A 25,902-nucleotide genomic window follows, 5' to 3' on the forward strand; every position below is an offset into this window, starting at 1 on the left:
ATACCGGATTTACCGCGACAGGGGCCCTGTCGTGAACCTCCCGACCTGCGACGGGGCGTCCCGGCCGCCGGGGCGAGGTGTACGCATTTACTGCGGCAGTTCCGGAAGGGCGGGACGGCGCGACGACCGAACCGGTGACCGAACTCGGGAGCGCGGGCGCACTTCGGTTGCCGCGGACTTCGGTTGCCGCGCGCTCGGGTCGTACCTCTGTCCGCCCCGCCGTCGTCGTACACCGCGGCGGTCGAGCGGTACCTCACCGGCGCGGGCATCGCGAAGTCCTCCGCGCGGATCTACCGGATCTCCCTCACGACGTGGGGATGGATGCTCACCGGCAAACCGCCGCCGACCGGACCCGCCCGCCGAGGCGCGAAGCCCCCCGCCTTCCCCGTCACCGCGATCGACGACCCGGCGCTTCCGGAGGCGCTCGCCGAGCTGGCGGCAGCGCAGGCGGACGAGATGGACGCCGACACCGTCAACCGGGAGCTGTCCATCGCGCGCAAGGCGATCGGCTGGTGGCAGCGCCAAGGCTGGATCGAGTGCGATCCGACGATCGGCATCGAGCGGCGGCCGGCGCCGCCCGACCGCACCAAGGCCCTGGCGCAGAACCAGATCTCCGTCCTGTGGCGCCTCGACGTCGCGCTGCGGGAGAAGACGCAGTGGAAGATGCTCTACGAGCCCGCCGCACGGGCCGACGAGGTGCTGTGCCTCAACGTGGAAGACCTCTACCCGCAGGACAAGCGCGGCAGGATCACCGCCAAGGGCGGGGCGACCGAGTGGATCCACTGGCAGTCCGGCACCGCCCAGCTCCTGCCCCGCCTCATCTCCCGCCGTACCCGCGGCCCGCTGTTCCTCACCGACCGCAAGGCCCCGGCCGGAACACCCACGCTCGACGTGTGCCCGGAGACCGGCCGGGCCCGGCTCTCCTACCGCCGCGCTGCGGAGATCTTCGAGGAGAACACCCGGCTGCTGGCCAACCCCCTCGCCTCACCCGACGACATCGAGGACCTGGACGGCTGGACGCTTCACCGGCTACGTCACAGTGCCCTGACGCACGACGCGGAGGACGGCACCTGCACCTCCACCCCGATGCTGCTGGCCCGCTCCCGTCACGCCTCCGTCCGCTCCCTGGAGCGCTACGCCCGCCCCGGCGTCGACTCGGTCGCCCGGCACGTCGCCGAACGCGACCCTGCTGCACGTCGCCGCACGTAAATCCGAGCAGATCAGTGCTTCAAGATCATCCCGTTGCCCCTTTGGCGCGTATCTCGGTCACACCCCTACGACATCACAGACCTGCACCGCGCTGACCGGCTGGCTTTGTCTACGAGAACGGGCAGCAGATGTTCACCACTTCGGGAGGCGCCAGTGCCTGGTGCTGTTCGATAGCGGCGGCGCCGGAGAGTGACCGGCAGCCCCTTGTCAGTCGGCTAGAAGAGGCCAGTGCGCATGTGGTGCGTGAGGTTCTCAAGGATCTCGCGCAGCCACGGGCTGCGGACGGTCGGCAGCCGGACCAGGGTGCGCCGGAACACTTCCGAATCGGCCCGGAACAGGTGACGGGGGCGCAGCGCGGGCGGGTCGAAGTCGTCACGGAGGGCGCCGACGGGTAGGGCGCCCGACGCGGGGACGGGCAGGTCCGGCCTGGGGAAGGCCAGCCACAGCCACACCCCGAACGGCAGCGGCACCAGGTACGGCGCCGGGTCGGCCGGGGCCCAGGTCTTCCCCGTCTGAGGATGGGACGGCACGAGGAAGATGGAGACGTCTCCGCTGGGAGCTGGCAGTCCCGGTCCGGCCAGGACGGCGCACCGCGCGGGCGGACCCGCGGGCAACAGGGCGTCGAGCGCGCGTTGGAAGACCTGCCCGACCAAGCCGTCCGGAACGCTCACCGGTTGGCCCTCCGAAGCCGCCAGCAGGTGGGCGAGCGCCCGGCCGGCCGCCGCCTCCCACTGCGGGCTCCACGACCACCAGTAGTTCGACCAGTGGCCCGCCGCCATCCGCGACCCCCATGTGGCAATCGGCTCAAACGGCGGCGTGCCCTTACCTTCCGCACCTTCCGCCATCAGCTCAGACCAGGAAAGCGGCGAGACGCCGGCGCCGTCGACGGGAAGGCGGCGTACGGCGTTCGGGGCGAGCCACATCGCCTGCCAGAGCGAGCAGTCGTCGATCCGGCTGGCCACGGGCAGGGCACACTCCACACAGGCCACGTTGGGGCCGTCGGCACCGTCGAGGCCGCAGCAGTAGCCGCCTCCGCGTTTTTCCGGCATCAGCACCGTGCCGCTGGCGTCGCCTGGCGCGATGACGATCGCGCCAGGCGCGCCGTCGGAGAGGGCGTACACGGGCGCGTGGACACCGCGGGCGGCCGCCTCGTCCGGATGGATCTCCTCCCACCTCCGCCACGGCGGCCCCCAGGGCTCCGGGTCCACGGCGAACGTGCCCGACTCCATGAGCACCGGGAGCTGGACCCCGTTCCCGTACTTCTGATGAGCGTGGACCGGCAGCGCAACCTGGGACAGCGGGATGGTCAGCCTGGCACCACAGCCAGCACACACGAAAACGAACAAACATCCTCCGTAAGAGAAACAGGGGCATCGTCGCAGCTCAGCGCGGACCGGCCAACGTGTTTTTCATCCGCAACGCGAGACCGCGCAACGCCACGGTGTGTAGCGTCACCGTTCGAATCCTCGGTGTGCGGGGTGCCTCCCGAAGTGGTGAACATCTGCAGCCCGTTCTCGTAGACAAAGCCAGCCCCCTTGTGGTTCGAGCGCGTGTAACCGCCCGGCCCCGCCACCCGCATCGCGCAGTACGTCCGCGACAGCCGGCTTCCGCTGGCACCCCGTCGACCGTCCCGGACCGCCCTCACACGAGAAGAAGCCCCACCGACAATCCCGGTCGCCGGCCAGGGGATCCGGATTCCGCACAGCACCTCCCGATCCGGCAGTGGTCCGCGAGACGCGTTCCCAGGCGCCGTCGATCGCCCAGGTCGACCAGGCGTATTCGTCCCACGCCATCCACGCCATCCGAGCCATCCGCGCCATCCGGGCCATCCGGGCCATCCGAGCCATCCGAGCCATCCGCGGAAACCTGTGACGCCGCGGAATCCGGAGCGTCATCCCGGTCCCCTCCCCCGACCAGCAGGTCACCGCAATCGACGCGGCGCTCACGGCGGCGTGGCTGAGGGACTGAGGGGCTGATGACTCAGGACGACAGGGCCTGCGATGCACCGGCCTCAGTGCCTGCTGCCTCGTCGCAGTCCAGTGCCTGGGCCGCCTCAGGAGGGACGGGCGCGGCGATGATGGCGTCCAACATCTCGCGTGCGGCCCGTAGTTCGTCCATGGCGGCGGTGATCCGATTCCGCTCCCTGGCCAGGTCTACCAGCAGGTCCGGGCAGGCGGCCGCGAGTTGCCCGCCCTCGTCGACCATGCAGGGCAGTACGTCGGCGATGGTCGCGGTGCCCAGACCGGCGGCGAGCAGCGTACGGATGCTCCGCACCGTGTGGACATGCTCATCGGTGTACTCGCGGTACCCGCTGGGCCGCCGCAGCGGACTCAGCAGCCCCTGCTCCTCGTAGTACCGCAGTGCCCGTTCGCTGACTCCCGTCAGCTGGGACAAGGCCCCGATACGCATGTGATGACAGGCTCCCCGAAAAGCGAGTTGACTCTGACGTCGACGTGAGGGTTTAGCTTACGCGGCATGTCAACGGAAACGCCCCCCACTCCCCTCCCCCGACAGCTGGCCGGGCCCCGAGAATGGCTCGGGCTGGCCGTGCTCGCGTTCCCCACCCTGCTGCTCGCCATGGACGCCACCGTGCTGTACCTGGCCGTCCCGCACCTGAGCGCCGCCCTCCAGCCAGGCGGCAGCGAACTGCTCTGGATCGCCGACATCTACGGCTTTATGATCGCCGGCTTCCTGGTCAGCATGGGCACGCTGGGCGACCGGATAGGCCGCAGGAAACTCCTGATGATCGGGGCAGCCGCGTTCGGCGTCGCTTCGGCGCTCGCCGCGTACTCCACCAGCCCCCAGATGCTCATCGCGGCGCGCGCGCTGCTCGGGATCGCCGGGGCGACCCTGATGCCGTCCACCCTCGCGCTGATCACCAACATGTTCTGTGACCCAAGGCAGCGCGGCACGGCCATCGGCGTCTGGGTGACCTGCTTCTCGGCCGGCATCGCGCTGGGGCCCGTGCTCGGCGGACTGCTGCTCCAGTCGTTCTGGTGGGGCTCGGTCTTCCTGCTGGGCGTGCCGGTGATGATCCTGCTGCTGGTCACCGCCCCGGTGCTGCTTCCCGAGTACCGCGACACCCAGGCCGGTCGGCTGGACCTGACCAGCGTCGTTCTGTCCCTCGCCGCCATCCTGCCGATCATCTACGGCATCAAGGAGCTGGCCAAGGACGGCCTCACGGTGCTGCCCGTCGCCGCCCTGACCGGAGGTCTGGTCCTTGGGGTGCTGTTCGTGCACCGGCAGTCCAAACTGGCCAGTCCCCTGCTCGACGTCACGCTGTTCAGGAACCGTTCGTTCAGCGCCGCCCTGGGAATCCAGCTGCTCAGCATCACCGCCATGGGCGGGGTCTACCTGTTCATCACCCAGTACACGCAGTTGGTCGAGGGGCTCTCGCCGCTCAAGGCGGGGCTATGGCTGCTGCCCGCCGCCGGTGCGCTCATCCTCGCGTCCGCCCTGACTCCGGCACTCGCCCGCAAGGTGCCCGCCGCGTACGTCATCGGGGCCTCGCTGGCGATCTCGGCGGTCGGCTACCTGGTGCTCACCCAGGTCGACAGTGTCTCCGGGCTGCCCGTCCTCGTGACCGGCTTCGTCATCGTCTACGTGGGCATCAGCCCCATGTTCGTGCTGGGTACGGACCTGATCGTCGGGGCGGCCCCGCCTGAGCGGGCGGGGTCGGCGGCCGCGATGTCCGAGACGAGTACCGAGTTCGGCGTCGCCCTGGGCGTCGCGGTCCTCGGCACCGTAGGCGCCGCCGTCTACCGCGACCGCATGACCGGCACCGTCCCGAGCGAGGTCCCGGCGCAGGAGGCCGAGTCCGCCCGCGAAAGCCTGCCCGACGCCATGGCCCTGGTGGAAGGCCTCCCCAGTCGGCTGCATGACCTCGTGCTCGACCCGGCCCGCGACGCCTTCACCCATGGCCTGAACACCGTCAGCGGCATCAGCGCCCTGCTCGTCGCCGCCCTGGCCGTACTGGCCGTATGGCTGCTGCCACGAACCCGCCCTGGCCACGCGGCTCCAGAGCCGAGCGGCCCCGCAGACGCCGAAACCACCACGGACAGCACTGGTCCCACAAAGGCCGAAGCCCCCAAAGCCGCCGCAGGCACCACGAACACCGCAACCGCCGAGGGCCCCACCCCAGCAGCAGCCGACTCACCCCACTAGGCCGTTTCTTGCGGTCACCTCGCTGACCACCTCATGCAGATGGCGGCGAGGTGGGCTCCGGCGAGGCAAAGGTAAAGGTAGATGGTGACGGTCTTGTCGTATGGCGTATGGAGTGACGAGGCCGCGCCACTGCTTGAGCTCGTTGATGCACCGCTCGACTGTGTTCCGTTGTGTGCCGTCGCTTGTAGGTATCGCGGTCGAAGTCCGGCGGCCTGCCGCCACGACGACCGAGGCGCTTGCGGTTGGCTACCTGATCGACGGGCTGCGGGACCACCGCCCGGACCCCGCGCCACCGTAGGCGTGAACGGATCGCGCGGGACGAGTAGGCCTAGTCGGCCAGGACCACGTCTGGTGTCGTCCTGTCGTCCTGGGCCGCCCAATCGGCCTGGGCACCCGCAAGCGGGCCATGACCTCGGCGAACGCGGGCGCGTCACCGACCTGACCGGGCGTGATGACGAAGGCCAGGGCCAGCAGCAGCCAGCAGCGGCCGTCTGAGGCGAGGCGGATCCTTGTCGTCAGCCCGCCGCGGCACCGTACGAGGGCATGGTCGGGCGGCTCGCTGTCCAGGCCCCCTTCGGACGGGCCCCGGCGGCGTGCTGGTGGACGCGGACGACGGGCGCAGACGGCGGTGGAGGGCAATTCCATTCCACGACCCGAAGTACTCGGGCAAGTCCATCCACGGCGTTCCGGCGGCACTTGAACGCGATCGCGTCGATCACGGCTGCTGATCACGCCATCGCCGCCCCGCTTCGGCGCCCGGGCCCTGGCCTGGTCCTGGCCCTGGCCCTGGCCCACGAGGACGGCACCCCACATCGGAATCTTCGCCACCACCACTCCCCCACCACTACTCCCCCGCCAGCGCCTCCACAGCCGTCTCGGGCCGGACTGGGTGGACACGGTCGCCGCCCACGACCATGCCGAGCGCAAGCAAGCCGCCGCCCACACGCCGATTCACCGAGCCCACACACGCACGCCGACGCCACGACGGGCGATGACAGAGGCTGAAAGCCACAGACGGCGATCTGGCGGCCTTTCGTAGGGTGCCGCATCCGATCACACCAGGGTGCCCCTGAAAGGCCACGAGAGCCGCCTTTACGCGAGTCGCTTTTGGATGGATTTGCGAAAATTCGGCACCCCGACGTCTCGCGGGTCGTGCGCCAAGGCATTCAGTTCACACATGTTCACTCATGGTTTTGAGCCCGAACCCAAGCTCGCCGACGTGGCCGACGACAACACCATGCCTCACAACGAGAGGGGCGCCACCCTGCATAACGCAGTTCACGGACCTTCCTCTGACTGGCTACCAAGTCGGCCCCTGACGCGGGGATCACCGCATCGCGCGGCTGCAAGCACGGCGCGACCTGGGTGCCCGGACTTGCCGTCGCCGTCGCGCTCGATGGCGCCTGCCGTACCGGCCGCAAGGCAGCAGCCACGGCACTCTGGGCAGGCTCGGAACATGAGCAACTCACATGAGGCAGGCACAGCTTCGTGCCCCGCGTGACGTGCACTCGCTACCGTTGCTGATCTCCATGCACGGCCGGCTGATGTCCGTGCGCTGCTTGAGGTAGCCACACGGTCGCGCGCCTTTCCATGGGCCTTCGAACGGATCTCGGAGTTCGGGCTATCTGAATTGTGCGAGGCGGACTGCCCAGAGGAGGGTGACCTTCGTTGCGCCGGGCGATGGCCAGCTGCGCCCGAGGATGCACGACTTTGAGGCGGCGCTTCTCTCGCCCATTGTCTCCCTGTGGCGCATTGAGCCGTGATGTGCAGGCAGGCGCGCTCCCCGATAGGCGCAGAGGACCCCGGGGCAGTAAGTGTTACCGACTCCCCTTCCCGCACGCGCTGAACCCGTATCTCCGAGCGGCAGTGCGGTGTTGGGCCGAGGGTTGCGATGAGTGGCAGCGCTACTTGATTGGAGGGGGGGGAGGCCTGCTGCGCAGTTCACTGTGTACCAGTGCCGGCTGTTCCTCTGGGGGAGGCCAGGACGCATCCAAACTGTGCCGGGATTCGTCGGCAGATCGTTGCCTATAGCGCCAGGGGACGGGCTCTCAGGGATGGCCTGATGCCCGCTGATGAAGGTGCACAGAATTCCTCTGCAGAGCGACTCCAGCGCCGGGACATTGGTCTCGCGGGCGCCAGGTGAAAGCGTGCTACGTAGGCTTCGTCTCCTCGGCGCTAGTCGGGTGCTCTCCTCCCCCTCTGCAGCGCCGACCCCTGTGATGCCGCCACCCTCATCCGTTGTTGCTCAATCCTCTCGGATGGGCACGTTGAGGCAACGGTGCGGGCCCAGCAGGTACGCAAGGATTGAAGCCTTCTGAACCACTTCGGACTTCCCATTCGGGTCTTGATGGTTGAGCAGAGTGGTCCCTGATCAGCATCCTTTTGGGGGCGAGAGTCGGCCGCAGCGCTGCGCTGACCGGATTTGCTGCCGCGGGCGGGGGAAGGGCTAACCCTCTACAGACAGCATCCCGGCGGGCCCTCCGAACGGACTGATCACCCGATTCAAGTGGCGAGGCAGCGCCCCGTGGGGGCCTCCAGCCTGACGATCAGTGACATGTTCGGGGCCCACCTCCAGATGTGAGCCGCTCTTATGCCTCACATCTCCTGAGGCTGGCCTGACCCCTCTCCATTTCGATGACCTCGGTCATTCGCCAGACGCCAAGCAAGTATCCAAGTTTGGAGTCAAACACGCCTCCAAACACGAGTCCAAACATGTCGCCAATCGTGCTGCAACCGTGCGCACAAACGAGGTGTCCAGCATGCATGCACGTATGTTTGGAAGTTGTATGGCTCCCGCGTTATGAGCATGCTCAGCCCCCTACCAGAGTTGTGCGCATGCATGCTCGCTTCGCACCTTGCTCCCACTGGCGGAAGCTCGTGTGACTGCATCTCTCTGAGCGTGCGTGGGGGCAGACCGCATAGGAAGCTTCGCCACGAAGCTGTGCTCGTGACTGACTGCAACACTGACCGCATGCGTGTGATGATGCCTGCAAGCTGTTACGTTAACTTGCTTGCTTAGATGCTTCTTAGCATCTGAGTGCGCGGCAGTGCAGTCACACTTGCTTACTGCTTTCGCTGCAGTCAGGTCTACCAATATGTATCGTAGCTTCGGCACGTGTTTGTTTTCATTCACTGCTAACTACTACGCCTGTTGATTGATTGAATGCCTAGTTGCCTACATGTGAGCGTTCGGAGTGGCCTGCATGCTGGGGTGCCGAATGGCTAACAGGTCCGCGTGCTTGTTGGCATGCGGACACGGATGCTTGAAGGCCTTGGACGCCGAGAGCTTGCTGACTCGGCCGCTCACTTAATCGCTGTCCTGATTGCCCGCAGTGCCGCCTCACCACGAATCGGCATGCGTGCTTCCTACACTGTGAGCACGTGTGGCGGTTTGCGTGTAGGGCTCTGTGGCTGTCGATGTGCTGGATGGCCTGCTTACGAACTTGTAGAGAGTGAGGGCGGTTAGTTAGCCGCACACTGAGGTTTGGGACTGCTTGGAGTGCCCCTTGCGGCCATCGCTTGAGCGCTCGCCCGCGTGCCTGTCCGCAACCCTGGTTTGAAGACCGGCTGCCTGTTCGCCTGATGTCGTGCATGCATGGCAGCTTGCAGGTAGGCACTTCAGTTGGCAGGGGTGCGTTGCGGACATAGGGCAAGCACTCTGTGGTGCCTGGGTGCGGGTCCGTTTTGGAGGTTCAGTGCGAGGGCTGTTGCGTGGGCATGTGCCCTGGGACGCGCCGAGGGGTGTGGCGGTAGAGACGATGTGATGATCGCGTGGCAGAATGTGCGCCGTCACTGGTCCACAACCGACGCCCAACTGAGGCCCAACGCAGCAGAGGTTCGTATGAGTTCACCAACGCCCCCAGGGGGGTTCGCGTTGTCCGCCGCCGATCTGGGCATTGACCATGGGCTTTTCGCGAACGTGTTCATGTTCGGCAACGGCAAGGGCGGCGTCGGCAAGACGACCCTGACCGGCAACGCGTCGGCGAAGGCTGCCCGTGAGGGCCTCAGGACCCTGGCCATCGACGTCAACGGTCAGGGCAATCTTCGACGCGAGCTGGGATACGGCGAGCAGGATCTGGGCGAGGCCTTCGCGCAGTCGATGCGCAGTGGAACGCCGCTCGTACCCATCACCGACGTGCGGAAGAACCTCGATGTGGTGCCCGGCGGGATCAAGGTCCGGGACCTCAACGACATCTTCGTTTCCATCGCTACCAGCCAGGGCCCGCTCCCCGCATTCCTGCGCCTGGCTCAGTGCCTCCAGCCCCTGCTGCCCAAGTACGATGCGGTCTTCATCGACAGCCCGCCGGAGAACCCGAACCTCCTCATCATGTGCCTGGCGGCGGCTCGATGGCTCGTCACTCCGGTGAAGAGTGACGGCGCCTCACTTGAGGACGGCCTCAAGGACATCGCCCGGAGCTTCGGCATGGTGAAGGCGCAGATCAACCCCATGCTGACGCTGCTCGGCGTCGTACACTTCTCCTCCCCGCGCAACGCAAGGGGCATCCACAAGGAAGTCGACGAGCGTGCCAAGAAGATCCTCGGCAAGGTCTCGCACACGTTCCAGAATGTGATCGGCCAGTCGGAGAAGACCGCCGAGCTCGCCCGTCGGCCTGGCTACTTCTGCCCTGTCTACGAGCTGCATGAGCGCCGGCTGCAGGGAGACCGCACGATTCCGGAGGCAGCTTCTGCGCTGGCCCAGGATCATGACGCCCTGACTATTGAGATCTTCGAACGAGCCCAGATGCTGAGGAGCGCTACCTGATGGCGAAGAGCAAGGACGCGGCAACCAATCCTTCGGACGGGACCGACGAGTCCTTGGAGGACGCGTTCTCGGGCGGGGCATCGGATGCGAGCGGCGGGGGAGGGGTCTTCGGCGCCTGGCAGGGCGGGGGAGCTGCAGCACCTGCTCCTACTGTGCCCGCGCCTGCCCCTGCGCCGGCCGCCGCGGCCAGCACTCCCACTGTCCGGCCGGTGGTCCCTCAGACTCAGCAAACGGTCACCACGGACGGGCGTGAGCCCTTCCGTAAGCCGGTCGGGTTCCGCGTGTCGACGGGTGTCGCCAAGCGCTTGGAGCGCTTCCGTAAGGACAAGAACCTCACGGTGACCGAGGTCGTCATGCTGATGGCTGACAAGTCCGTGGGGGTCATGGAGGAGATGCTGAAGTACGCGGTTCAGGGGCCCAAGGTGCAGACGTCCCTGTTCGCGCCGCAAGGTGTCGCGGGTCCTCCGAAGGGGACGGGATCGGAGCAGCGCCAGTGGGCTCCTCGTCCTGAGGACCGTCAGGTAATGGCGCAGTTGGTGGAGATGTCCGGGCTGGCGAACGAGTCGTCGTACATCGCCGTTGCCCTCAACTACTGCCTTCCTGAGAAGCCCTGCAAGAAGGATTGAACTGACGCGGAGCGTGCTGTGCGGGGCCTGTACGAGAGCTGGTACAGGCCCCGCAGGGTTTCTCGGGGTTTCTCGTACGGCCTCGCCGCACTCCCAAAGCCACGTCAGTTTGTCCCTAATTGTCGCACCACACATACCGTCTGACCTGCGGAAACGCGCCTGACGGCCAAACAGTGACACGTTGGAGTCATTGCCCGGCGGCGATGTGAAAGGCGCTCAGAAGGGCGTACAGCCCGTTTCCTTCCGTCCTGGCGGCCGCGCTCGGCGCCAACGCCCTGCTGGCTCGCGCGTATGAGGCCGGGCAGCCCAGCGCGCGGGCGACTTGTCGGGGGCGACGGGCAGGGGCGAGCTGGGGGTCGCCACATGGGCGGAGGCGACGGGACGGGCTGCGGCACCCGGTTCGAAGGGCTGGCGGCCGACGGCCAAGTCCACTTCGACTACCACCTTCGCTCGGCGAAGTGTGGGTCGGGGGAGAGGGCACGCTGGGTACCTGGGGCCTGGGTGGTCTGGCTGTTTTCCCTGGTGGACGGAGCCCGGTGCGAGGCTCGGTCCCTGGGGCTAGGTGCGGGCAGGTTCGCCGGAGCGGTCCCCGGAGCCGAGGCGGCCGATTCCGTGGTGAGACAAGCCAGTTCTGCCCTCTGAAGCCTTCGATGAGCGAACAGCCGGCCCCCGCCGACACCGCCGTGGCCGCCCGGCAGCAGCTGGAGCACGCGGCCGCCGACGTTGTCCGCGCGTAGCCCCCCAAGGACCGAGCCTCGCACCGGGCTCTGTCCGGCCAAAACACGGGCCGGCGCGGACCGGTTCTCCGTCGTCCTGGAGGACATCGCCGCCAACGGCCTGCCACTCGGGGGAGGACTGGACTGCACGCCGTGGGAGGAGCTGCGCGAGGCCCGCCTCGCCACTCGCCGCCCCGCTCCGACCCTGCCGCCAAGCAGCTGGAGAACCTGACCAGAGAGATGGAAATCCGCGCCCTGGACCGCACCCTCGTCGCTATATCCGTCGACCCCGGCATCGGCCAGCCGATCCTGATGAGGATCCAAAGGATCCACGAGAGTGGCTTTGTCCGCAGTTTCGTGAAGCTTGACCTCTCGCAGCGAAGGTTGAGTGGCTTTGAGGTCTGGCTGTCTGGCTGTCTGGGGGGAAGGCCTTCCGGAGAGTCAGAGCCGCTTCGCCTGCCCCGGTACTGTGGCTTCGTATGACCGACTCCGAGATCGAGATCACCGCAGACCTGGTCCACGACCTGCTGCAGGAGCAGCATCCGGATCTTGCAGGGCTGGCCATCCGCGAGGTAGCGGGCGGGTGGGACAATCAACAGTGGCGCCTTGGCGACGAGTTGGCCGTGCGCATGCCGCGTACAGAACGTGCCCCGGATCTCCAACGCAAGGAGTGCCGATGGCTTCCCGTCCTGGCCCCGCGCCTGCCGCTCCCGGTCCCGAACCCTGTGCGGACCGGTGAACCGTCCGCACGCTTCCCGAGGCCCTGGACCATCATGACGTGGGTTCCCGGCGAGCCACTGGACCACACCCCGATCAGCCGCGGCGACCACGCGGCCGACACGCTGGCGGGCTTCCTCAGGGCGCTCCATGTGGAGGCGCCCGCCGAGGCGCCGACCAATTCGGACCGCGGCGCTCACCCCAAGAAGTGCACGGACGGCTTCGACCACTTCTTTCAAGCTGTTGTCCCCGGCGGCATTGCCAACGAGGTCCGGGCGGTCTGGGATGACGCCGTTGCGGCCCCCGAGTGGGCGGGCCCGCCGGTATGGGTGCACGGTGACCTTCATCCCGCGAATGTCGTCGTCTCGGACGGCACGCTGTCGGGCGTGATCGACTTCGGTGACATGTTCGCCGGCGATCCGGCGTGGGACCTCGCGGCCGCATGGGTGGTCCTTCCCACGGGCGCCGCCTCACGATTCTTCGACGTGTACGCGCACGTGGACGAGGCGACGATCCGGCGCGCCCGCGGGCTGGCTGCTCTGAAAAGCCTGTTCCTCATGCTTATGGGCCAGAACGGAGATCGGGGTCTTCCTGGCGGCAAGCCGACATGGGGACCCGCAGGCCAGGCGGCGCTCGATCGTGTTCTGAGAGGCGATTTGATGTAGACATGGAGCGACGAGCTTCAGCGGCCCACCCGACTCCCATCCGTTCGGTCTCGCGCGACTCGGTGCTCAATCTTCGGTGAGAACGCTCAACCTTCGCTGCGGTAGGCCAAAGCTCATGGCTGGTTGAGGATCCGGGTCCGGAGGAGTTCGAACGAGGCTCGGCCGTACGGGGCTCGGCCGTACGTGGCTCGCTTGGGCGAAGCCCTTCATCGGCTTCGGAGCATCTTGCTCGGCCTGCCGGATCCACTCCTGCAGCAGGTAGCCGCGCTGGTGACGGGCCAGATCGGCGAACGCCCGAGCGAGATCGCAGGCCCGGGTGATGTCCGGGCAGGCGAGCCGGACCTGAAGCAACCGCTCATCCTGGCTCTCGGTGAGCGTCTCACGAGGCCGCATGATCCACGAGGTGATCTTGCGAGGGCTGGGGATGTCGGCCCGGACCGGCTCGGTGGTGCCCGCGCGGAGGGCGGCGAGGTGTTTGCGAACGGCCTGGCGGCTGCCGCGGTAGCCACGGTAGCCGCGGTCCTGGATATCTCCAGGAAGAGCCGGGTGCCACTGACCTGGCCCTGTGCCTCGGTGAAGCGGGCGTTGAGATATGCCTTGAACGGCTCCAGGATGCCGTTGGGACGGCGGGCGCGGGCGGAGGCCAGCAGGTTCATGCTGCTCGTGCTCCTGGTCCTGCGGCACGCGGCTGCGCCGTAGGTCTGGCGTGTAGCGCACGATTCGCACGCCCCAGGCGGCACGCGGGTGCTGCTCGGCTAGCGGTCAGGACCCGGCCAATCCGCCGTTCTGCCTGATCGGGGACTCCGGCACCGCCACGTCCCACATGTTCATCGCCCTGGGCACCGAGTCCGCCGCTACTCAGCGGGCCAGGGCAGGCCCCGGCCCGAGCCAGCAGGATCGCACTGCCAGGGCGTGGAGCTTGCCCAGAGGTCAAGGGGAACGTCCTGCAGACCGCACCTCATGTACGTGACGTCAATGAGGTGCGGTCTGTGGGACGTCAGGTTGCGCGGCGGAGGGGGATGACGACGTTCTCGCCCATGCGCTTGGGATCGAGCCGGTAGTACTTGATGTGCCCGATCTTCTCGGTTTCCTCAAGCCACCCGGCTTCGATGACCTGCTTGCGGGTGCGGGAGAAGACGGTAGGGGCCATGCCGACGAGCTTGGCCAGCTCGGCGGCAGTCGTGAGAACGGCACCTGACCGGTCGGTCGGGTGTAGGGCGTACAGCATGACGACGAGACGCTGGTTGGCGGTCATGCCGGCCGTCTTCTCAAGCAGCTCGAGGTTCTTCTGCTTGTCGTCACTGCTGATCACTGGGCCTCCCACCGCGCAGGGGCGTTCTCGTCGAATCCGGGGATGTCCGGCGGGTTGCACGTCTTCACCGCTTCACGCTGCTCAACCCCTGTTCCGTGGAAGGCAATGTAGGGGGTGATCCGGTAGAAGTTGTAGTTCCCGATCCGTCCTCTAACGACGAGGATGCGGTGTTTGGCCAACTTCCTATTGATCTTCCCGACGGCATCGGTGGACATTCCCACTCGTTTGGCGATGTCCGCACCGGTGGCCCTCAACGGTTCCATGCCCTCGGGTGAGACGCCGATCCACCACAGGACGAGGAACTTCTGGCTGGGCGTGAACGCCTTGGATTCGGTGATCGCCTCGACGCGCGCCTTGTCTACCTGTGTGTGCCTGCCGGAGAAGGCGTATGGCGCATAGGGGACCGGCTCGCCTGTGTCGGCGTCAACCAGCCTACGTACTGCTCCCAACGGTCCCTCCGCGCAAGGGGGTTGATGAATGGTGCATGAGCAACGGCCGTGAGGCCGACTAGATGAACCTAACGTACATGAGCAGGAAGTCAATTAACTCCGCCTGTCGGCCGTGTCGCGTGCTGACACGCTCCGATGTTCCGCCGCGCGGTTCGGCAGCTACGACGCGCAGTCATGTACGTGAAGTGCATCTGGTACGTCTGCAGGATCGCGGTACCCAGACTCTGGAGTCGTGGTGGCAGATCCCTCGATCGCTATCCCTGGTTGCTGAGTCGTGGTGTGCGTTTCCTGAGACCGTGTAGCACGACTGAGGGAACTGGGCACCCGGGTCTGCAGATCGTCCTATACGGTCGGTGGATCTGCCTGCCAGTTCCGCCGATCTTGGTGGTGCAGGGTATTTCCGCAGGTCAGAGGCGCTTTGGCGGCTGCGCTCTCTCCTCCTACGAAGGAGGCCGCACCTGCACGTCACCAATCTGGAGCCGCTTCCCTGCCCCGTCAGCTCAGCCACACCGCACTTGCCGCATCATCACCTTGTGGAAGCACTCAACGGTGGGAAAAGCGGACCTCAGCCCTTTGCCCGCGCCTCGGTCCGGTCCGGTCAGCAGTCGAAACTCAACCCAGCACGCTGAGGTTGTCCCGCGGCGGGGCTCCGTACACACGACCCCGCTGCTTACCGGCGCGCACGGTCTGCACCACGACGAAACGGATTCGCGCCGGGAAGTGGCGGGGCAGCGGGGTCCAGGGGCCGGCGAAGGCCCCTGGTACCACGCTGCCAAGCCACCGGGGGATGCCACCACGCACCGGTTGCCCCGTGACGGGCCGACCTTCCTTGCGGTCTTGGGCGTCTGTGACCGCCGTGTGGGCACTCGCCGGCACGCCAAGAGAGGTCTGGGCGGAAAGGCATGGGCGAGTCGAAGAGGGTACGGCGCTACAGCCCGGGAATCTGCCGGTGTCGGCACACTGCCAGCTCCGGGGGCGGGCGCGAGGCGTTGACAGAGACATCGTTGGCTTTGTCCGCGAGAACGAGAACGGACAGCACTTCGACAGTGGTCCGGGAGATGTCTTGCCTAGGTGTCTTGCCGTCGGCGCTGGTTCGGAATGTTCACGCGTTCTGACAGCACCGGGCCTTCCTAGCGGCCGAGCGCGGCGGTGGTCTCAGCGCCAGTCGTCGATCACATACGCGTCGGGGTGGCTGTACCCGGGTTCGTTGGGCCTGTGCATGGTCACGCCCTGCAACCAGGTGCGGAAACCACGGTCGATCATGCGCCGGTAGGCATCCGGGCGGCCCAGGTTCATGCCAGCGTCCAATTGCCCCAGCCCGCGCTCGGTGGCCAGCCGCTCGCACGCGTCGAGCAGTCGCTCGAACCGGTCGGCGGCCTCCGGACCAGGACGTACGGCGCCGAATTTGACGAAGCACACGTCCACTCCAGCCTCCGACCCGGCTCCGCAGTGGCAGACGGCCAGGCCGTCGAGCTCGGAGCCGGCGCCATGGAGCAGGATGGTGTCACCGAGTCCCTGCGCGTGCGCGGCCACGATCTCGCGTTCCAGGCTCAGGCCCTCGTACACGGCTCCGGTCAGTGCGCTACAGAGGCTCAGCGCGTCGAGCCGCTCGGCAGCGGGCAGTTCGCCATAGAGCACCCGGCCGGGGACTGCAGCACTGTCTGTGACCTGCTTCTTCATGATGGCTGTGAGGAATCGAGGCCAGAAACCGTACCGGCGGTAGAGCTCAAGATGCTTGGGACTGTGCGAGAAGGTGAACAGGCCGAGGTGGCGGTTCCCCCAGGCGTCGAAGCAGTCCATGACCGGCTCCATCAGGTGCCTGCCGATGCCCTGGTCCCACAGATCCGGATGTACGGTCAGCGGTCCGAACAACCCGACGCTGCCCCAGTTGGCGGCGAAGTTCGATCCAACTACTTCACCCTCGACCGTCGCCGCGAACGCCGCCTGTGGATCGGCCGCCCAGCGGGTGCGGACGTAGTCGCTGGTCCCGAACGGATCAGGCGTCCCCAGGAAGGCCCCGAAGGCGGCCCTGCAGATCTCATCGGCCCGATCCAGGTCCGCCTCACCCAGCGGGCGGACTGATACCGGGGCCGCGCCACTCTTGCGCTCCGCTCCTGGTGGGACCATCACGCTCACCTTCCTACCCCCTTTCCATCGCACCACGGAGGTGCGCCGCAGGCGAGGTGAACGGTCCGGCGACACCCCCGAGGATCGAGGGCCGAGCCGGTCTACCTTGCCTTTCCGCGGAAACAGCAGCGCAGGTAGCTGGCGGGGGCTGTCCGTTCTCGTGAACATCGCCGCCTCCGGTCGGCGGGTGCCTCCCGGAGCCGTGAACATCTGCTGCCGGAAGTCGTGAACAAAGCCACATCGTCGTTGGTGACTGAACAGTGGCCGGATCGGCACTGCGGCGAACAACGCAGTCGGCACAGACACGGTCGGCGTAGACGCTGTGCGCACTGTTGGCTTCCTGGAGGCTGGTCGTGTGCTGGCACCCCGCGCGGCAGAGCCCATCTCAGCGGCCCGGCTGCGAGCACGGGTCGGGCGATACCGGGGCCAGGCCGACCCTCAGCCGTACGGCGCCCGCCGCAACCGCGCCATCCGTGCGTCCTCGGAAACGGCGTCGCCGGGGAGAAGACTGCCTCCTGCCGAGGGTGCAGATGGTGAAGAGCTCATCGCGGTGCGCAGAGACTCGGCGATGAGGAAGGAAAAGAGGAAGGAGAACGAGTTGCGGCCCCGCTCAGAGGTTGCTGGTGTCCAGGTCGAGGCCGAACGGCTCCGGGATCCGCAGGCTGGTGCCGTAGGGGTGGGGGCCGTCGGCGCGGGTGTAGCCGAGCTGGCCGGGCTCGGAGTAGAGGGTGACGGACCGCTCCTGACGGTCGACCAGGAGGTAGAGCGGCGCCCCGTACTCGGCGTACCTCTTGCGCTTCACCACCCGGTCGGTGTCCGCGTTGGACTCCGAGGTGACTTCGACGACGAGCAGCGTTTGGTCGGGGAGAAGGGCGCCGGCGCCCTTCGCGGCCGCTGCCGGCACCACCGCGATGTCCGGTACGTACCAGTTGGATGAGCCGGGAAGGTCGAGGTTGCCGCTGCCGGTGACGCAGTCCAGTTCGCGTGCGCGGGCGCGGATCTGGTCGCGGATCGTCTCGGCGGTGGCTTCGTGGTCCCAGGTCGGCGACACCGGCTCGATGACCCCTTCGATGATCTCGGCGCGGTCGCCGCGGATGTGTTGGAGCGCGTATTTGAGGGCGCGCTCGGGGTCGACGCCGTTGCTGTAGTCGGCTGGCGCTTCGCTCACCGGGACCGTCCTTGGGCTGGCCTGTGCTCGTCTTCAACCTAGCGCCCCACGGGCCGGGCGGCGGGGCGTAGTGGGTTGCTGTCCTTCGTGGGGGGGGGTATTCGCTCGTCGGTCGGTCGCCCCTTCGCGGCCTGCGCGATGGTGGCTTTGCTGAGCCGGAGGGTGCGGGCGAGGGTGGGCAGGGTGGTCTTGTCGATGCCGCGGATTGCAGCTGCGGCTCGGGTGTCTCCGTTGCGGGGGAGGGGCAACGCGTCCTTGGCGCCGTGTGTCGCCGGTGATGGTGTGCTGGAGGAGGTGTGCCCGGCGAGGTAGGCGGCCTTTCCAGTGTCGGAGGGTTCGGGTTCGGGTGAGGCCTCGGGAGCGGGGTGTGGGTGCGGGTGTGGGGGTGGGTGTGGGTGCGGTGCCGGCCAACGAGTCCCCCTGCGGTTTGTGCGGTGGTGCACCATTCATGGCCTGCGCCCTCATTGCTACCGCCGACTCACCAGGGAACCGCATTCCCATCGATCAAGCGCGGAAGATGAGGCTCATCGCCGACGTCCGCTGTGAGCGTGGTGCGCGGCACGCTGACCACTGCGTCGTAGGCGTCCAGGACGGGAACGGGCAGGAAGCCGTCGTCCATGCGGAGGGAGGCGGGTTCCGGTAGGCCTGATGAGGGTGAGATGGCCGGGCCCTGGAGGGGCAAGGCAGTCCGTCAGACCGGACCACCGGCAACCCGGCCAGACCAACTCGTGCGGGCCGCCTGATCCACTCACCGGGATTCTGCCAGGCCTACCCTCGTGGGACTCTCTCAGCATCCGCAGCGGGAGTTGAGAAGATGACGGTGCCTCACTATCTACGTTGCAGGGACTTCCGTGCCTCTGACCAAGACAATCATGGTGAGAGATCAAACCCACAGGCGGGAGACGACCGGATGACCGCATCGAGGGCCGCCCTCACTCGGGACAGCCTGCGAATGAAGATCACCGTCCAGCAGGTGCGGCTCGGGGATGAGGAATACCGAGTGATCAGCCCATTCAAACCACTGAAGAACGGGGCCCTCTACCAATCCAAATTTGACCAATACAACATGTATGTGGACCGGACGGACGGCCGACGCATTGGCGCCCTGTGGCTGCTCGCAGCGCGATCCCCGCGGTCCTTGGTCTACCTGCCGACGCGCACCCCTGCAAAGGAGCTCGGGGGTATTCACGACGACGAGACGCCGCTCGACCTCGTGCTGGCCCACCGGGCATTACAGTTCCGGCCATCCCGATGGAAGAAGCTGCGGGCGCACATTCGTGCAGGGAACGCTCCCCGCGAAATACGCACCGCAAGGCTGCCGGAGGGAGACCTGTCGGCCGACATCTGCGAGATCAATTACGCGGCACCAAGCGATCCAAAGAACAGGAACCTGCTCCACCAGCACGTCCACGCCGAGACCCTGTTCCTGACAGGCAGTACGACGGCGTTTCGGGAAGCGGCTCCGCACATATTCACCGTCACGAAGGAAGGCCCTCCCGCTGCCGCTACAGAGCTGTACCTTTCCGGCGCATGTAACTACCACGTCTGCCGGAGCATCTACCACTGGCCAGATTTGTATGCACACGGGTGGGAACAAATCCACGTGGAGTTCTGCCCGCCATGGTCGCGATGATCAGACGCGGACTGACAAGGCAGGAAATCCACCCGAGGAGCCCACATTCGGATCGCCTGGTCACATGTCGGGAAGGCCACGGCCACCGGCCTCCTCGCCTCTGAACCCGAATAGCCAGACGCCCAGCATCTTCCTTATCGCTGCGCCTGCGGCCACGACTCGAGTCACGGCGCAGTGTCGCGGGTTCCGCCGGCCGTCGGATCGCAAACAGGCTCTTAGCTTGTTCTTTATGGTCTGAGTTGGTTTCGTTCGGTGATGCTCTCGGGTCGTTTCACGGTCTTGCCCACGTCGTAGCGGGTGGCGGGCCGCCGGTTCTTCGAGCCAAGTGGCCTTCCAGGGCCGGGAGTTGAGGGTTTGGGTGCACGGGCCGGACAGTGCAGGTGCGGGCGGAGGTTCCGAAACCCTCGGCGGACTCGGGCCGGAGTGAGTCGGCCGGGCTCGGCGGGCTTCTCCCACGGCCGCCGCAAGTCGGCGGCGGCCTCGCGCAGAAGACGGATCTGGGTGTGCGCGGCGATGATCAGCCAGGTCCAGCGCTCGCCGGCCTCGGGGGTTCGCAGCTTCGGACGGGTCCACCCGAGGGTCTGCTTCATCAGCCGGAAGGTGTGCTCCAGGTCGAATCTCCGTAGGAACGCCTGCCAGCGGACGTCGACGTCTTCGCCGCTCAGACCGGTGGCCGACGACCACAGCCAGAGCGGGAGCGGGTCTCCGCCGCCGGGCAGGCGGTCGACATGGAGGCGGATCAGCGTGCCCTCGATGATGGGGAGTTCGCCGGTGTGGTCGATCCACGCGGAGCGGGTGGTCAGGCGGGGGTGGATGCGGTCCCAGGCCATCGCGCGGGCGGTGCCGTACCGGTCGGTGACCTGCACGGTTGCCGCGTCCGGCTCGCCCCAGGTCTCCGGCTTGGCGAAGCGGAACTCCTTGCCGTGCTTCGGCGGGCGCCCGCCCTGGGGATAGGCCAGGGCGTACTCCTTGAGCGAGGGCGTCGGCCGTCGCATCACCCGGTCCGAACGCATGCGTCCAAGGACCTCGACGGGGAGGCCGTCGAGGAGGTGAGCCATGCGCGGGGCGTCGTATCCGGCGTCGAAGACAATGAGGATGTTGCGGTCGCCGTAGTGCCAGCGGCCCATCTCGATGAGGTCGGTGACCACCCGGCGGAGCTGGGCAGCGGTGACCTCGGCGACGTCGTCCTCGGGTCCGAGACGGACGGCGTCCAGGAGCTGGCACCAGGACGTCCGGCCCCATTCGAGGGCGGCGACGAACGAGTACGGCCAGCCGGGGATGAACTGGCCCGAGGACCTTCCGCTGCGGCCGTAGACATGGCAGAACAGGCGGTCCGCGCTGGTCGGCGCGTCGGGTCGGAGCCAGTTGCTGACGTCGACGGCCAGGACCAGGCGCCCGTCGGCGGCCCGCGGCATCGGCAGACCGGCCAGCACCTGCCGCAGCCGGGGCATGTCCACGTTCCCGCTGTTCAACGCCTCATACATCGCGCCGTGCCCCCGCCGGTGCTCGGCCACCAGCGTCAGGTCCACGGGCGACGTCACCGGACCGTCCGCGCACAGCAACGCATCGACGAGCTCGAACAGTTCATCCCCACGCGTGGTCAGGCAGTCGTATAAATCCTCCCGGAAGCGTGACGTCACCGCGAACGCATCCTGCTGGACATCGTGGGGCAGGAGACTCACCTCCGGCGGCGGTCTTGGGGCTGGTGAAACTCGCGCTCTGGTCAGCACGAAGGATCACGCCAAGACCGCCGTCCGTATACGCAGAACTCCCTGGTGAGTGAACCTGTTCGGGCCGTTTTTCGAGCTATCGTCACCAGATGCCTGAAGCTCCCGAGAAGTTCAACACCGCGATGACCACCTGGCAGGAATGGCAGGACGCCCCCTGGGGCCGTTTGCGATACGCGATCGCCGAGGCGAACCTCGCCCGGCATCTCGACGACCTGGGCGACGGGCCGTTGCGGATACTCGACCTGGCTGGCGGTGACGGTGGCGACGCGATCCGGCTGGCCGCCCGTGGGCATCACGTCACCATCGTCGACTACGCACCCGCCATGCTCACCGCTGCGACCGAACGAGCCTCGACGGCTGGCCTGACAGAACTGATCACCTGCGTGCGCGCCGACGTGACCGCTCTGCCCGCCGATCTCGCCGATGGAGCCTTCGATGTGGTCCTGTGCCACAACCTTCTCCAGTACGTGGACGACGTGCCGGGCGTCCTCGCCACGGCCCTTGCGCCGCTGAAGTCCGGCGGGCTGTTCTCGATGATGGCGATCAACCGTCATTCGACCGCCCTAACCATCGCCCTTCGCGAGGCCGACCCTGCCGCCGCGCTGGCCTCGCTCGGCACAGACCAGTCCCGGACCCAGATGTTCAACTCGGCGGTGACACTCCACACGGCCGAAGAGATCATCCCTGTCTTGCAAGGCCTCGGCTGTCAGGACGTAAAGCACTACGGCATCCGCAGCTTCTGCGACTACATCACCGACGACGCGCGAAAGTACGACCCGACGTTCTACGCCGACCTTGAGCAACTGGAACTCGCCACGACTGCGCGTCCGCCCTACATGCACACCGCTCGGCTGTTCCAGCTGACGGCGCGGAAGCGGGACATCTGAGCTCGGACCATAAGGAACAAGCTCAGGGCCTGTCCGACGGGTCGGTGACGGTCGGGGCTGGGGGCGCTGATTACCTGTGCCGACGGCAGATCAAGCACACGATGCCGAGCCCGGGAACCAACGGGTCAACCGCCGTCGCTGCGGCAGCAACGGCGGCCGACCCACCGGCTCCGACAAAGCAGTGTCCTGTGGATCTTTTGGCCGCCGGAAGATGGCGGGGCCGTCGGTTCCGCCACGGTGGGATCGACAGCCCGTATGGCGTCACCTGCCCGCCCCGCGGAACCACGTCCTAACCCCGTCCTAGGGAACGAGAACGATCTTTCCCTTCACTCGCCCGCTCTCGATCAGACGGTGCGCCTCGGCCACCTCCGTCAGCGGCATACTGCGTTGAACGTGTACCCGTAGCCGCCCCTGCTCGATGAGCGCGTTGAGCTTCTCCAACGAGGCGTAGTCAGGCTCGACGCCGAGTGCGGCGAAGCGCACCCCCCGCTCGGCCAGGCCCGGCACGGCCGCCGCACGGGTGGCGCTCACCAGGATCCCGCCGGGCCGCAGCACCTCCACCGCCCGCGTAGCGTCGTCACCTGGGACCAAGTCGAAGAGCACGTCGACATCCCGTACCGCCGCACCGACATCGGTCGTGGTGTAGTCGACGGTCTCGTCCGCGCCGAAGCCGCGCACGAAGGCGTGTTTCTCCGCCCGCGCGGTGCCGATGACGTACGCCCCGAGCGCCTTGGCGACCTGTACGGCCAGGTGGCCCGTCCCGCCGGCCGCCCCGAGAACCAGCACCCGCTGCCCGCTCGACACCCGCGCTGTGTCCACCAATCCCTGCCAGGCGGTGAGCGCCGCCATCGGCAGCGCCGCAGCCTCGACGTGTGTGAGGGCGGCGGGCTTGTGGGCCAAGTGGCGGGGCGGGGCGGTGACGTACTCGGCGTAGCCGCCGCCGCGCCACGGGAAGTGCACCAGTCCGTACACCTCGTCGCCCGGCGCGAAGCGGGTGACGCCGGGCGTGACCGCCTCGACCACCCCCGAGACGTCCCAGCCGGGGATGAACGGCAGCGTTCCCCAAGGGACCACGCCTGCCCGGAACTTCGCGTCCACCGGGTTCACGCCGGCCGCTTCGACCCGCACCAGCACCTCGGTGGCCACCGGCTCCGGACGCTCCACCTCCGTCACACGCAGCTCCTCGGGACCGCCGAAGGCAAGCTGACTGACGGCGCATGACATACCCCTCTTACTGATCGTCTTGCTGATCTCTCACGGTCGCCGCGCGGCGCACACCAGCCTGCGCCACGCAGTGACACTTGAGAAGAAGGCACCCTCCTGATACCCAGGTTCCCTATGGATACCTGCAATGACCTGCGGCAATACGGTGGAGCCGACGCCTACTTCCAGACCTGCCCGTCCCGCCCGGTACTGTCACTGCTCACCAGCAAATGGGTTCTGCTCACGGTCGGCGCCCTCCAACAGGGGCCGCTACGCTTCAACGCACTGCGCCGCCGCCTGGACGGCGTCACGCAGAAGATGCTCACGCAGGCACTGCGGACCCTGGAGCGCGACGGCCTGGTCACCCGCACCGTCTACCCCACGATCCCGCCGAAGGTCGTATACGAACTCACCGAGCTCGGTCACAGCCTCACCGGCCTGCTGACGGCGGTCCAGGACTGGTCCGAGGAACACCAAGGTGAGGTACTCGCCGCCCGCCGTTCCTATGACCGGCGGGCGGCGGCCGAGGTGGAGCCGATCCGGCCTGCCGGCGACTGAGGGCTGTCCGAGGGCTGTCCGGCAGGTCCTCACCGGAGCCGAAGCCGGGCCGGATCTCGGTGAACCGGGACCGGTCGAAACCGGTGGCCGGCCGCCATGACCGCCTCGCCGCTGCCGGTTGGTTGGCCCGCTGGTCCCGGCGCTCGGGGATAGGGGATAGGGATAGGGATAGGGGATCGTATGCCGGATCTGCCGTCGTCGCAGGTAGCGGCGGTTGTGGCGGGAGCCGTACGCCTTGTCCCCGCAGGGCTGGTCCGGGCGCGTCCGCGGATGACCTCCAGCCGGTCTCGGAACGAGGATACGAACGCGGATACGGTCCAGAACCGGGGTCATCTACGGGGCATCTGCGGGGCATCACCCCACTGTCCGGCGTGATCGAAACGGCCAGCGGGCGGCATCCGCCGTCACTCGCCAGATGAATCTTCGTCGTGACGCCCGCCGCCACGTGAACGACCGATCGCTTCATCGGGGCGATGCCGGGCAGGAGGGCGGCGTCGCCCCAGTAGCCGTGCCGGTGTGACGACACGCAGGCGTCGTCGCCGTCGCACGGTCACATCAAGCGGCGGATCAGGCGTTCCTTGGCGGCGGTGAAGGGCGGGTAGATCGCCCGTACCGTGTCCGGGGAGAGGGGCTTGTCCAGGACGGCCTTGGCGTTGCTGAACGTCTCGATGGAGTGCCTGCCGTGGTAGCGGCCCTGGCCGCTCTCGCCGACGCCGCCGAAGGGCAGGCCGGGGACGGTGAGATGGGCGTTGGGGAGGCCGAAGCCCACCGCACCCGAGGAGGTTTCGGTGAGCAGGCGTTGCCGTGTGCGCCGGTGCGGGGTGAAGGCGTACAGGGCGAGTGGCTTGTCGCGGGCGTTGACGAAGGCGATGGCCTCATCCAGGTCCGGCATGGGCAGCACCGGCAGGATGGGGCCGAAGATCTCCTCGCGCATCACGGGGGCGTCCGGGTCGACGTCGGCGAGCACGGTGGGCGCCACATAGCGGGAGGCGCGGTCGTGTGCGCCGCCGGTCACCACACGGCCGCTGTCGAGCAGGGCGGTGAGCCGGTCGAAGTGGCGCTCGTTGATGATGCGGCCGTAGTCGGGGCTCTGGGCTGGGTCCGGACCGTACATGGCCTCGATGGCACGGGCGAGGTGATCGTGCAGGGCGGCCGCCGTGCCGCCGATGGCCAGGACGTGGTCAGGGGCCGTGCAACTCTGTCCGGCATTGAGGAACTTGCTCCAGGCGATGCGGCGCGCGGCGACGGCCAGGTCCGTCCCCGGCTCGACCAGCACCGGGCATTTGCCGCCCAGTTCCAGGGTGACGGGCGTGAGGTGGCGGGCCGCCGCCGTCATGACGATCCGGCCCACCGTGCCGTTCCCGGTGTAGAGGATGTGGTCGAAGCGCTGCTCCAGGAGCCGCGTGGTCCGCTCGGCGGCACCCTCGACGACCGCGACGGCGGCCGGGTCCAGGTAGCGGGGCAGGAGCCGGGCCAGCGCGGCGGAAGTCGCCGGAGCCAGTTCGCTGGGCTTGAGCGCCACACAGTTGCCCGCGGCGATGGCGCCCACCATCGGGGCGAGCGAGAGCATCACCGGGTAGTTCCACGGGCTGATGATCAGGACTGTGCCGAGCGGTTCGCGTATGGTCCGTGCCCGCGCCGGGAGCAGGGCCATGGGCACCGGAACGCGCTGCGGGCGAAGCCATCGCTCCAGGTGGCGCAGCGTGTCGTCGATTTCGTTGGTGACGAACCTCAGCTCCGTGGTCAGCGTCTCCACGGGGCTCTTGCCCAAGTCGGCGCGGAGCGCCTCGGTGAGGGCGGGTGCCTGTTCGGTCACCATCGCGCGCAGGGCGCGCAGTTGGCGGCGCCGCCAGGACAGCGGGCGTGTCCGGCCCGTGCCGAAGGTCGCGCGCAGCCGGCTGATCGTGTCGGCCGGGTCTTGGGGTGCCGTGACGAGGGCGCCTCGCACCCCGTCAGCATGCAGTTCGTTCGCCACC

Annotated in this window: 17 protein-coding genes and 4 pseudogenes; 10 read left to right on the forward strand and 11 right to left on the reverse strand. The window is 67.6% G+C overall.

Annotated elements, in window-relative coordinates:
- Positions 1 to 183: 183 nt before the first annotated feature.
- Positions 184 to 1,209: a tyrosine-type recombinase/integrase gene (locus ACWD6P_RS09340; RefSeq protein ID WP_451443425.1), complete on the forward strand. Its 1,026-nt coding sequence runs from the start codon at positions 184 to 186 to the stop codon at positions 1,207 to 1,209.
- Between the two features lie 215 nt (positions 1,210 to 1,424).
- Here the strand turns inward: ACWD6P_RS09340 and ACWD6P_RS09345 are convergent, their stop codons facing one another.
- Both ACWD6P_RS09345 and ACWD6P_RS09350 read right to left on the reverse strand, forming a co-directional pair.
- Complete coding sequence (locus tag ACWD6P_RS09345) at positions 1,425 to 2,555, reverse strand: hypothetical protein (RefSeq protein WP_451443426.1); 1,131 nt, start codon at positions 2,553 to 2,555, stop codon at positions 1,425 to 1,427.
- 634 nt (positions 2,556 to 3,189) lie between these two features.
- Positions 3,190 to 3,618 (reverse strand): MerR family transcriptional regulator, encoded by a 429-nt coding sequence (locus ACWD6P_RS09350; RefSeq protein WP_451443427.1) that lies wholly within the window; start codon positions 3,616 to 3,618, stop codon positions 3,190 to 3,192.
- 66 nt (positions 3,619 to 3,684) lie between these two features.
- Here ACWD6P_RS09350 and ACWD6P_RS09355 point away from each other — a divergent pair, with 66 nt between their 5' ends.
- Positions 3,685 to 5,373: an MFS transporter gene (locus tag ACWD6P_RS09355; protein ID WP_451443428.1), complete on the forward strand. Its 1,689-nt coding sequence runs from the start codon at positions 3,685 to 3,687 to the stop codon at positions 5,371 to 5,373.
- Between the two features lie 87 nt (positions 5,374 to 5,460).
- Here ACWD6P_RS09355 and ACWD6P_RS09360 read toward each other — a convergent pair.
- A pseudogene (locus ACWD6P_RS09360) lies at positions 5,461 to 5,987 on the reverse strand (transposase); the annotation flags it as partial.
- A 3,260-nt stretch (positions 5,988 to 9,247) separates the two neighbouring features.
- Between ACWD6P_RS09360 and ACWD6P_RS09365 the strand changes: the two are divergent.
- From ACWD6P_RS09365 to ACWD6P_RS09380, 4 genes and pseudogenes are all read left to right on the forward strand, one after another.
- Entirely contained in the window at positions 9,248 to 10,135 is an 888-nt protein-coding gene (locus tag ACWD6P_RS09365) for a ParA family protein (protein WP_451443429.1), read from the forward strand.
- Entirely contained in the window at positions 10,135 to 10,761 is a 627-nt protein-coding gene (locus tag ACWD6P_RS09370) for a hypothetical protein (RefSeq protein WP_451443430.1), read from the forward strand. The genes ACWD6P_RS09365 and ACWD6P_RS09370 overlap by 1 nt, the downstream gene beginning before the upstream one ends.
- 650 nt (positions 10,762 to 11,411) lie before the next feature.
- Positions 11,412 to 11,709, forward strand: a pseudogene (locus ACWD6P_RS09375) (hypothetical protein).
- 247 nt (positions 11,710 to 11,956) lie between these two features.
- Complete coding sequence (locus ACWD6P_RS09380; protein WP_451443431.1) at positions 11,957 to 12,859, forward strand: aminoglycoside phosphotransferase family protein; 903 nt, start codon at positions 11,957 to 11,959, stop codon at positions 12,857 to 12,859.
- Between the two features lie 997 nt (positions 12,860 to 13,856).
- On the opposite strand, the gene ACWD6P_RS09385 is transcribed toward ACWD6P_RS09380, so the two are convergent.
- From ACWD6P_RS09385 to ACWD6P_RS09400, 4 genes are all read right to left on the reverse strand, one after another.
- Positions 13,857 to 14,168: a replication initiation protein, RepL2 gene (locus tag ACWD6P_RS09385; RefSeq protein WP_451443478.1), complete on the reverse strand. Its 312-nt coding sequence runs from the start codon at positions 14,166 to 14,168 to the stop codon at positions 13,857 to 13,859.
- Positions 14,168 to 14,620 carry a MarR family transcriptional regulator gene (locus ACWD6P_RS09390; protein ID WP_451443432.1) on the reverse strand — a complete coding sequence of 151 codons (453 nt, stop codon included), beginning with the start codon at positions 14,618 to 14,620 and terminating at the stop codon, positions 14,168 to 14,170. Before ACWD6P_RS09390 ends, ACWD6P_RS09385 begins: the two co-directional genes overlap by 1 nt.
- 1,155 nt (positions 14,621 to 15,775) lie before the next feature.
- Positions 15,776 to 16,747: a GNAT family N-acetyltransferase gene (locus ACWD6P_RS09395; protein WP_451443479.1), complete on the reverse strand. Its 972-nt coding sequence runs from the start codon at positions 16,745 to 16,747 to the stop codon at positions 15,776 to 15,778.
- A 610-nt stretch (positions 16,748 to 17,357) separates the two neighbouring features.
- Entirely contained in the window at positions 17,358 to 17,915 is a 558-nt protein-coding gene (locus ACWD6P_RS09400) for a Uma2 family endonuclease (RefSeq protein ID WP_451443433.1), read from the reverse strand.
- 952 nt (positions 17,916 to 18,867) lie between these two features.
- Here ACWD6P_RS09400 and ACWD6P_RS09405 point away from each other — a divergent pair.
- A complete protein-coding gene (locus ACWD6P_RS09405; RefSeq protein WP_451443434.1) occupies positions 18,868 to 19,548 on the forward strand; it encodes a hypothetical protein in 681 nt (226 codons plus the stop codon).
- Between the two features lie 227 nt (positions 19,549 to 19,775).
- Here the strand turns inward: ACWD6P_RS09405 and ACWD6P_RS09410 are convergent, their stop codons facing one another.
- Positions 19,776 to 21,221 (reverse strand): NF041680 family putative transposase, encoded by a 1,446-nt coding sequence (locus ACWD6P_RS09410; RefSeq protein ID WP_451443480.1) that lies wholly within the window; start codon positions 21,219 to 21,221, stop codon positions 19,776 to 19,778.
- Positions 21,222 to 21,367: 146 nt separating this feature from the next.
- Between ACWD6P_RS09410 and ACWD6P_RS09415 the strand changes: the two genes are divergently transcribed.
- Both ACWD6P_RS09415 and ACWD6P_RS09420 read left to right on the forward strand, forming a co-directional pair.
- The gene (locus tag ACWD6P_RS09415; RefSeq protein ID WP_451443435.1) at positions 21,368 to 22,165 is read left to right on the forward strand and encodes a class I SAM-dependent methyltransferase; all 798 of its coding nucleotides are present in this window, start codon (positions 21,368 to 21,370) and stop codon (positions 22,163 to 22,165) included.
- Between the two features lie 71 nt (positions 22,166 to 22,236).
- Positions 22,237 to 22,349, forward strand: a pseudogene (locus tag ACWD6P_RS09420) (IS5/IS1182 family transposase); the annotation flags it as partial.
- A 116-nt stretch (positions 22,350 to 22,465) separates the two neighbouring features.
- On the opposite strand, the gene ACWD6P_RS09425 reads toward ACWD6P_RS09420, so the two are convergent.
- Entirely contained in the window at positions 22,466 to 23,389 is a 924-nt protein-coding gene (locus ACWD6P_RS09425; protein WP_451443436.1) for an NADP-dependent oxidoreductase, read from the reverse strand.
- A 114-nt stretch (positions 23,390 to 23,503) separates the two neighbouring features.
- On the opposite strand from ACWD6P_RS09425, the gene ACWD6P_RS09430 reads away from it, so the two are divergent.
- Complete coding sequence (locus ACWD6P_RS09430) at positions 23,504 to 23,926, forward strand: winged helix-turn-helix transcriptional regulator (RefSeq protein ID WP_451443437.1); 423 nt, start codon at positions 23,504 to 23,506, stop codon at positions 23,924 to 23,926.
- Positions 23,927 to 24,010: 84 nt separating this feature from the next.
- On the opposite strand, the pseudogene ACWD6P_RS09435 reads toward ACWD6P_RS09430, so the two are convergent.
- A pseudogene (locus tag ACWD6P_RS09435) lies at positions 24,011 to 24,435 on the reverse strand (hypothetical protein); the annotation flags it as partial.
- 41 nt (positions 24,436 to 24,476) lie between these two features.
- Entirely contained in the window at positions 24,477 to 25,901 is a 1,425-nt protein-coding gene (locus tag ACWD6P_RS09440; protein WP_451443438.1) for an aldehyde dehydrogenase family protein, read from the reverse strand.
- Position 25,902: the final 1 nt, after the last annotated feature.

The sequence above is a fragment of the Streptomyces sp. NPDC002446 genome, from assembly GCF_053595675.1.

What these genes read in the sequence shown, in the direction of transcription:
- ACWD6P_RS09350 (WP_451443427.1), bottom strand. Translation starts at nt 3,618, where the DNA reads ATGCGTATCGGGGCCTTGTCCCAGCTGACGGGAGTCAGCGAACGGGCA.
- ACWD6P_RS09355 (WP_451443428.1), top strand. Translation starts at nt 3,685, where the DNA reads ATGTCAACGGAAACGCCCCCCACTCCCCTCCCCCGACAGCTGGCCGGG.
- ACWD6P_RS09370 (WP_451443430.1), top strand. Translation starts at nt 10,135, where the DNA reads ATGGCGAAGAGCAAGGACGCGGCAACCAATCCTTCGGACGGGACCGAC.
- ACWD6P_RS09380 (WP_451443431.1), top strand. Translation starts at nt 11,957, where the DNA reads ATGACCGACTCCGAGATCGAGATCACCGCAGACCTGGTCCACGACCTG.
- ACWD6P_RS09395 (WP_451443479.1), bottom strand. Translation starts at nt 16,747, where the DNA reads ATGGTCCCACCAGGAGCGGAGCGCAAGAGTGGCGCGGCCCCGGTATCA.
- ACWD6P_RS09405 (WP_451443434.1), top strand. Translation starts at nt 18,868, where the DNA reads ATGAAGATCACCGTCCAGCAGGTGCGGCTCGGGGATGAGGAATACCGA.
- ACWD6P_RS09415 (WP_451443435.1), top strand. Translation starts at nt 21,368, where the DNA reads ATGCCTGAAGCTCCCGAGAAGTTCAACACCGCGATGACCACCTGGCAG.
- ACWD6P_RS09425 (WP_451443436.1), bottom strand. Translation starts at nt 23,389, where the DNA reads ATGTCATGCGCCGTCAGTCAGCTTGCCTTCGGCGGTCCCGAGGAGCTG.
- ACWD6P_RS09430 (WP_451443437.1), top strand. Translation starts at nt 23,504, where the DNA reads ATGGATACCTGCAATGACCTGCGGCAATACGGTGGAGCCGACGCCTAC.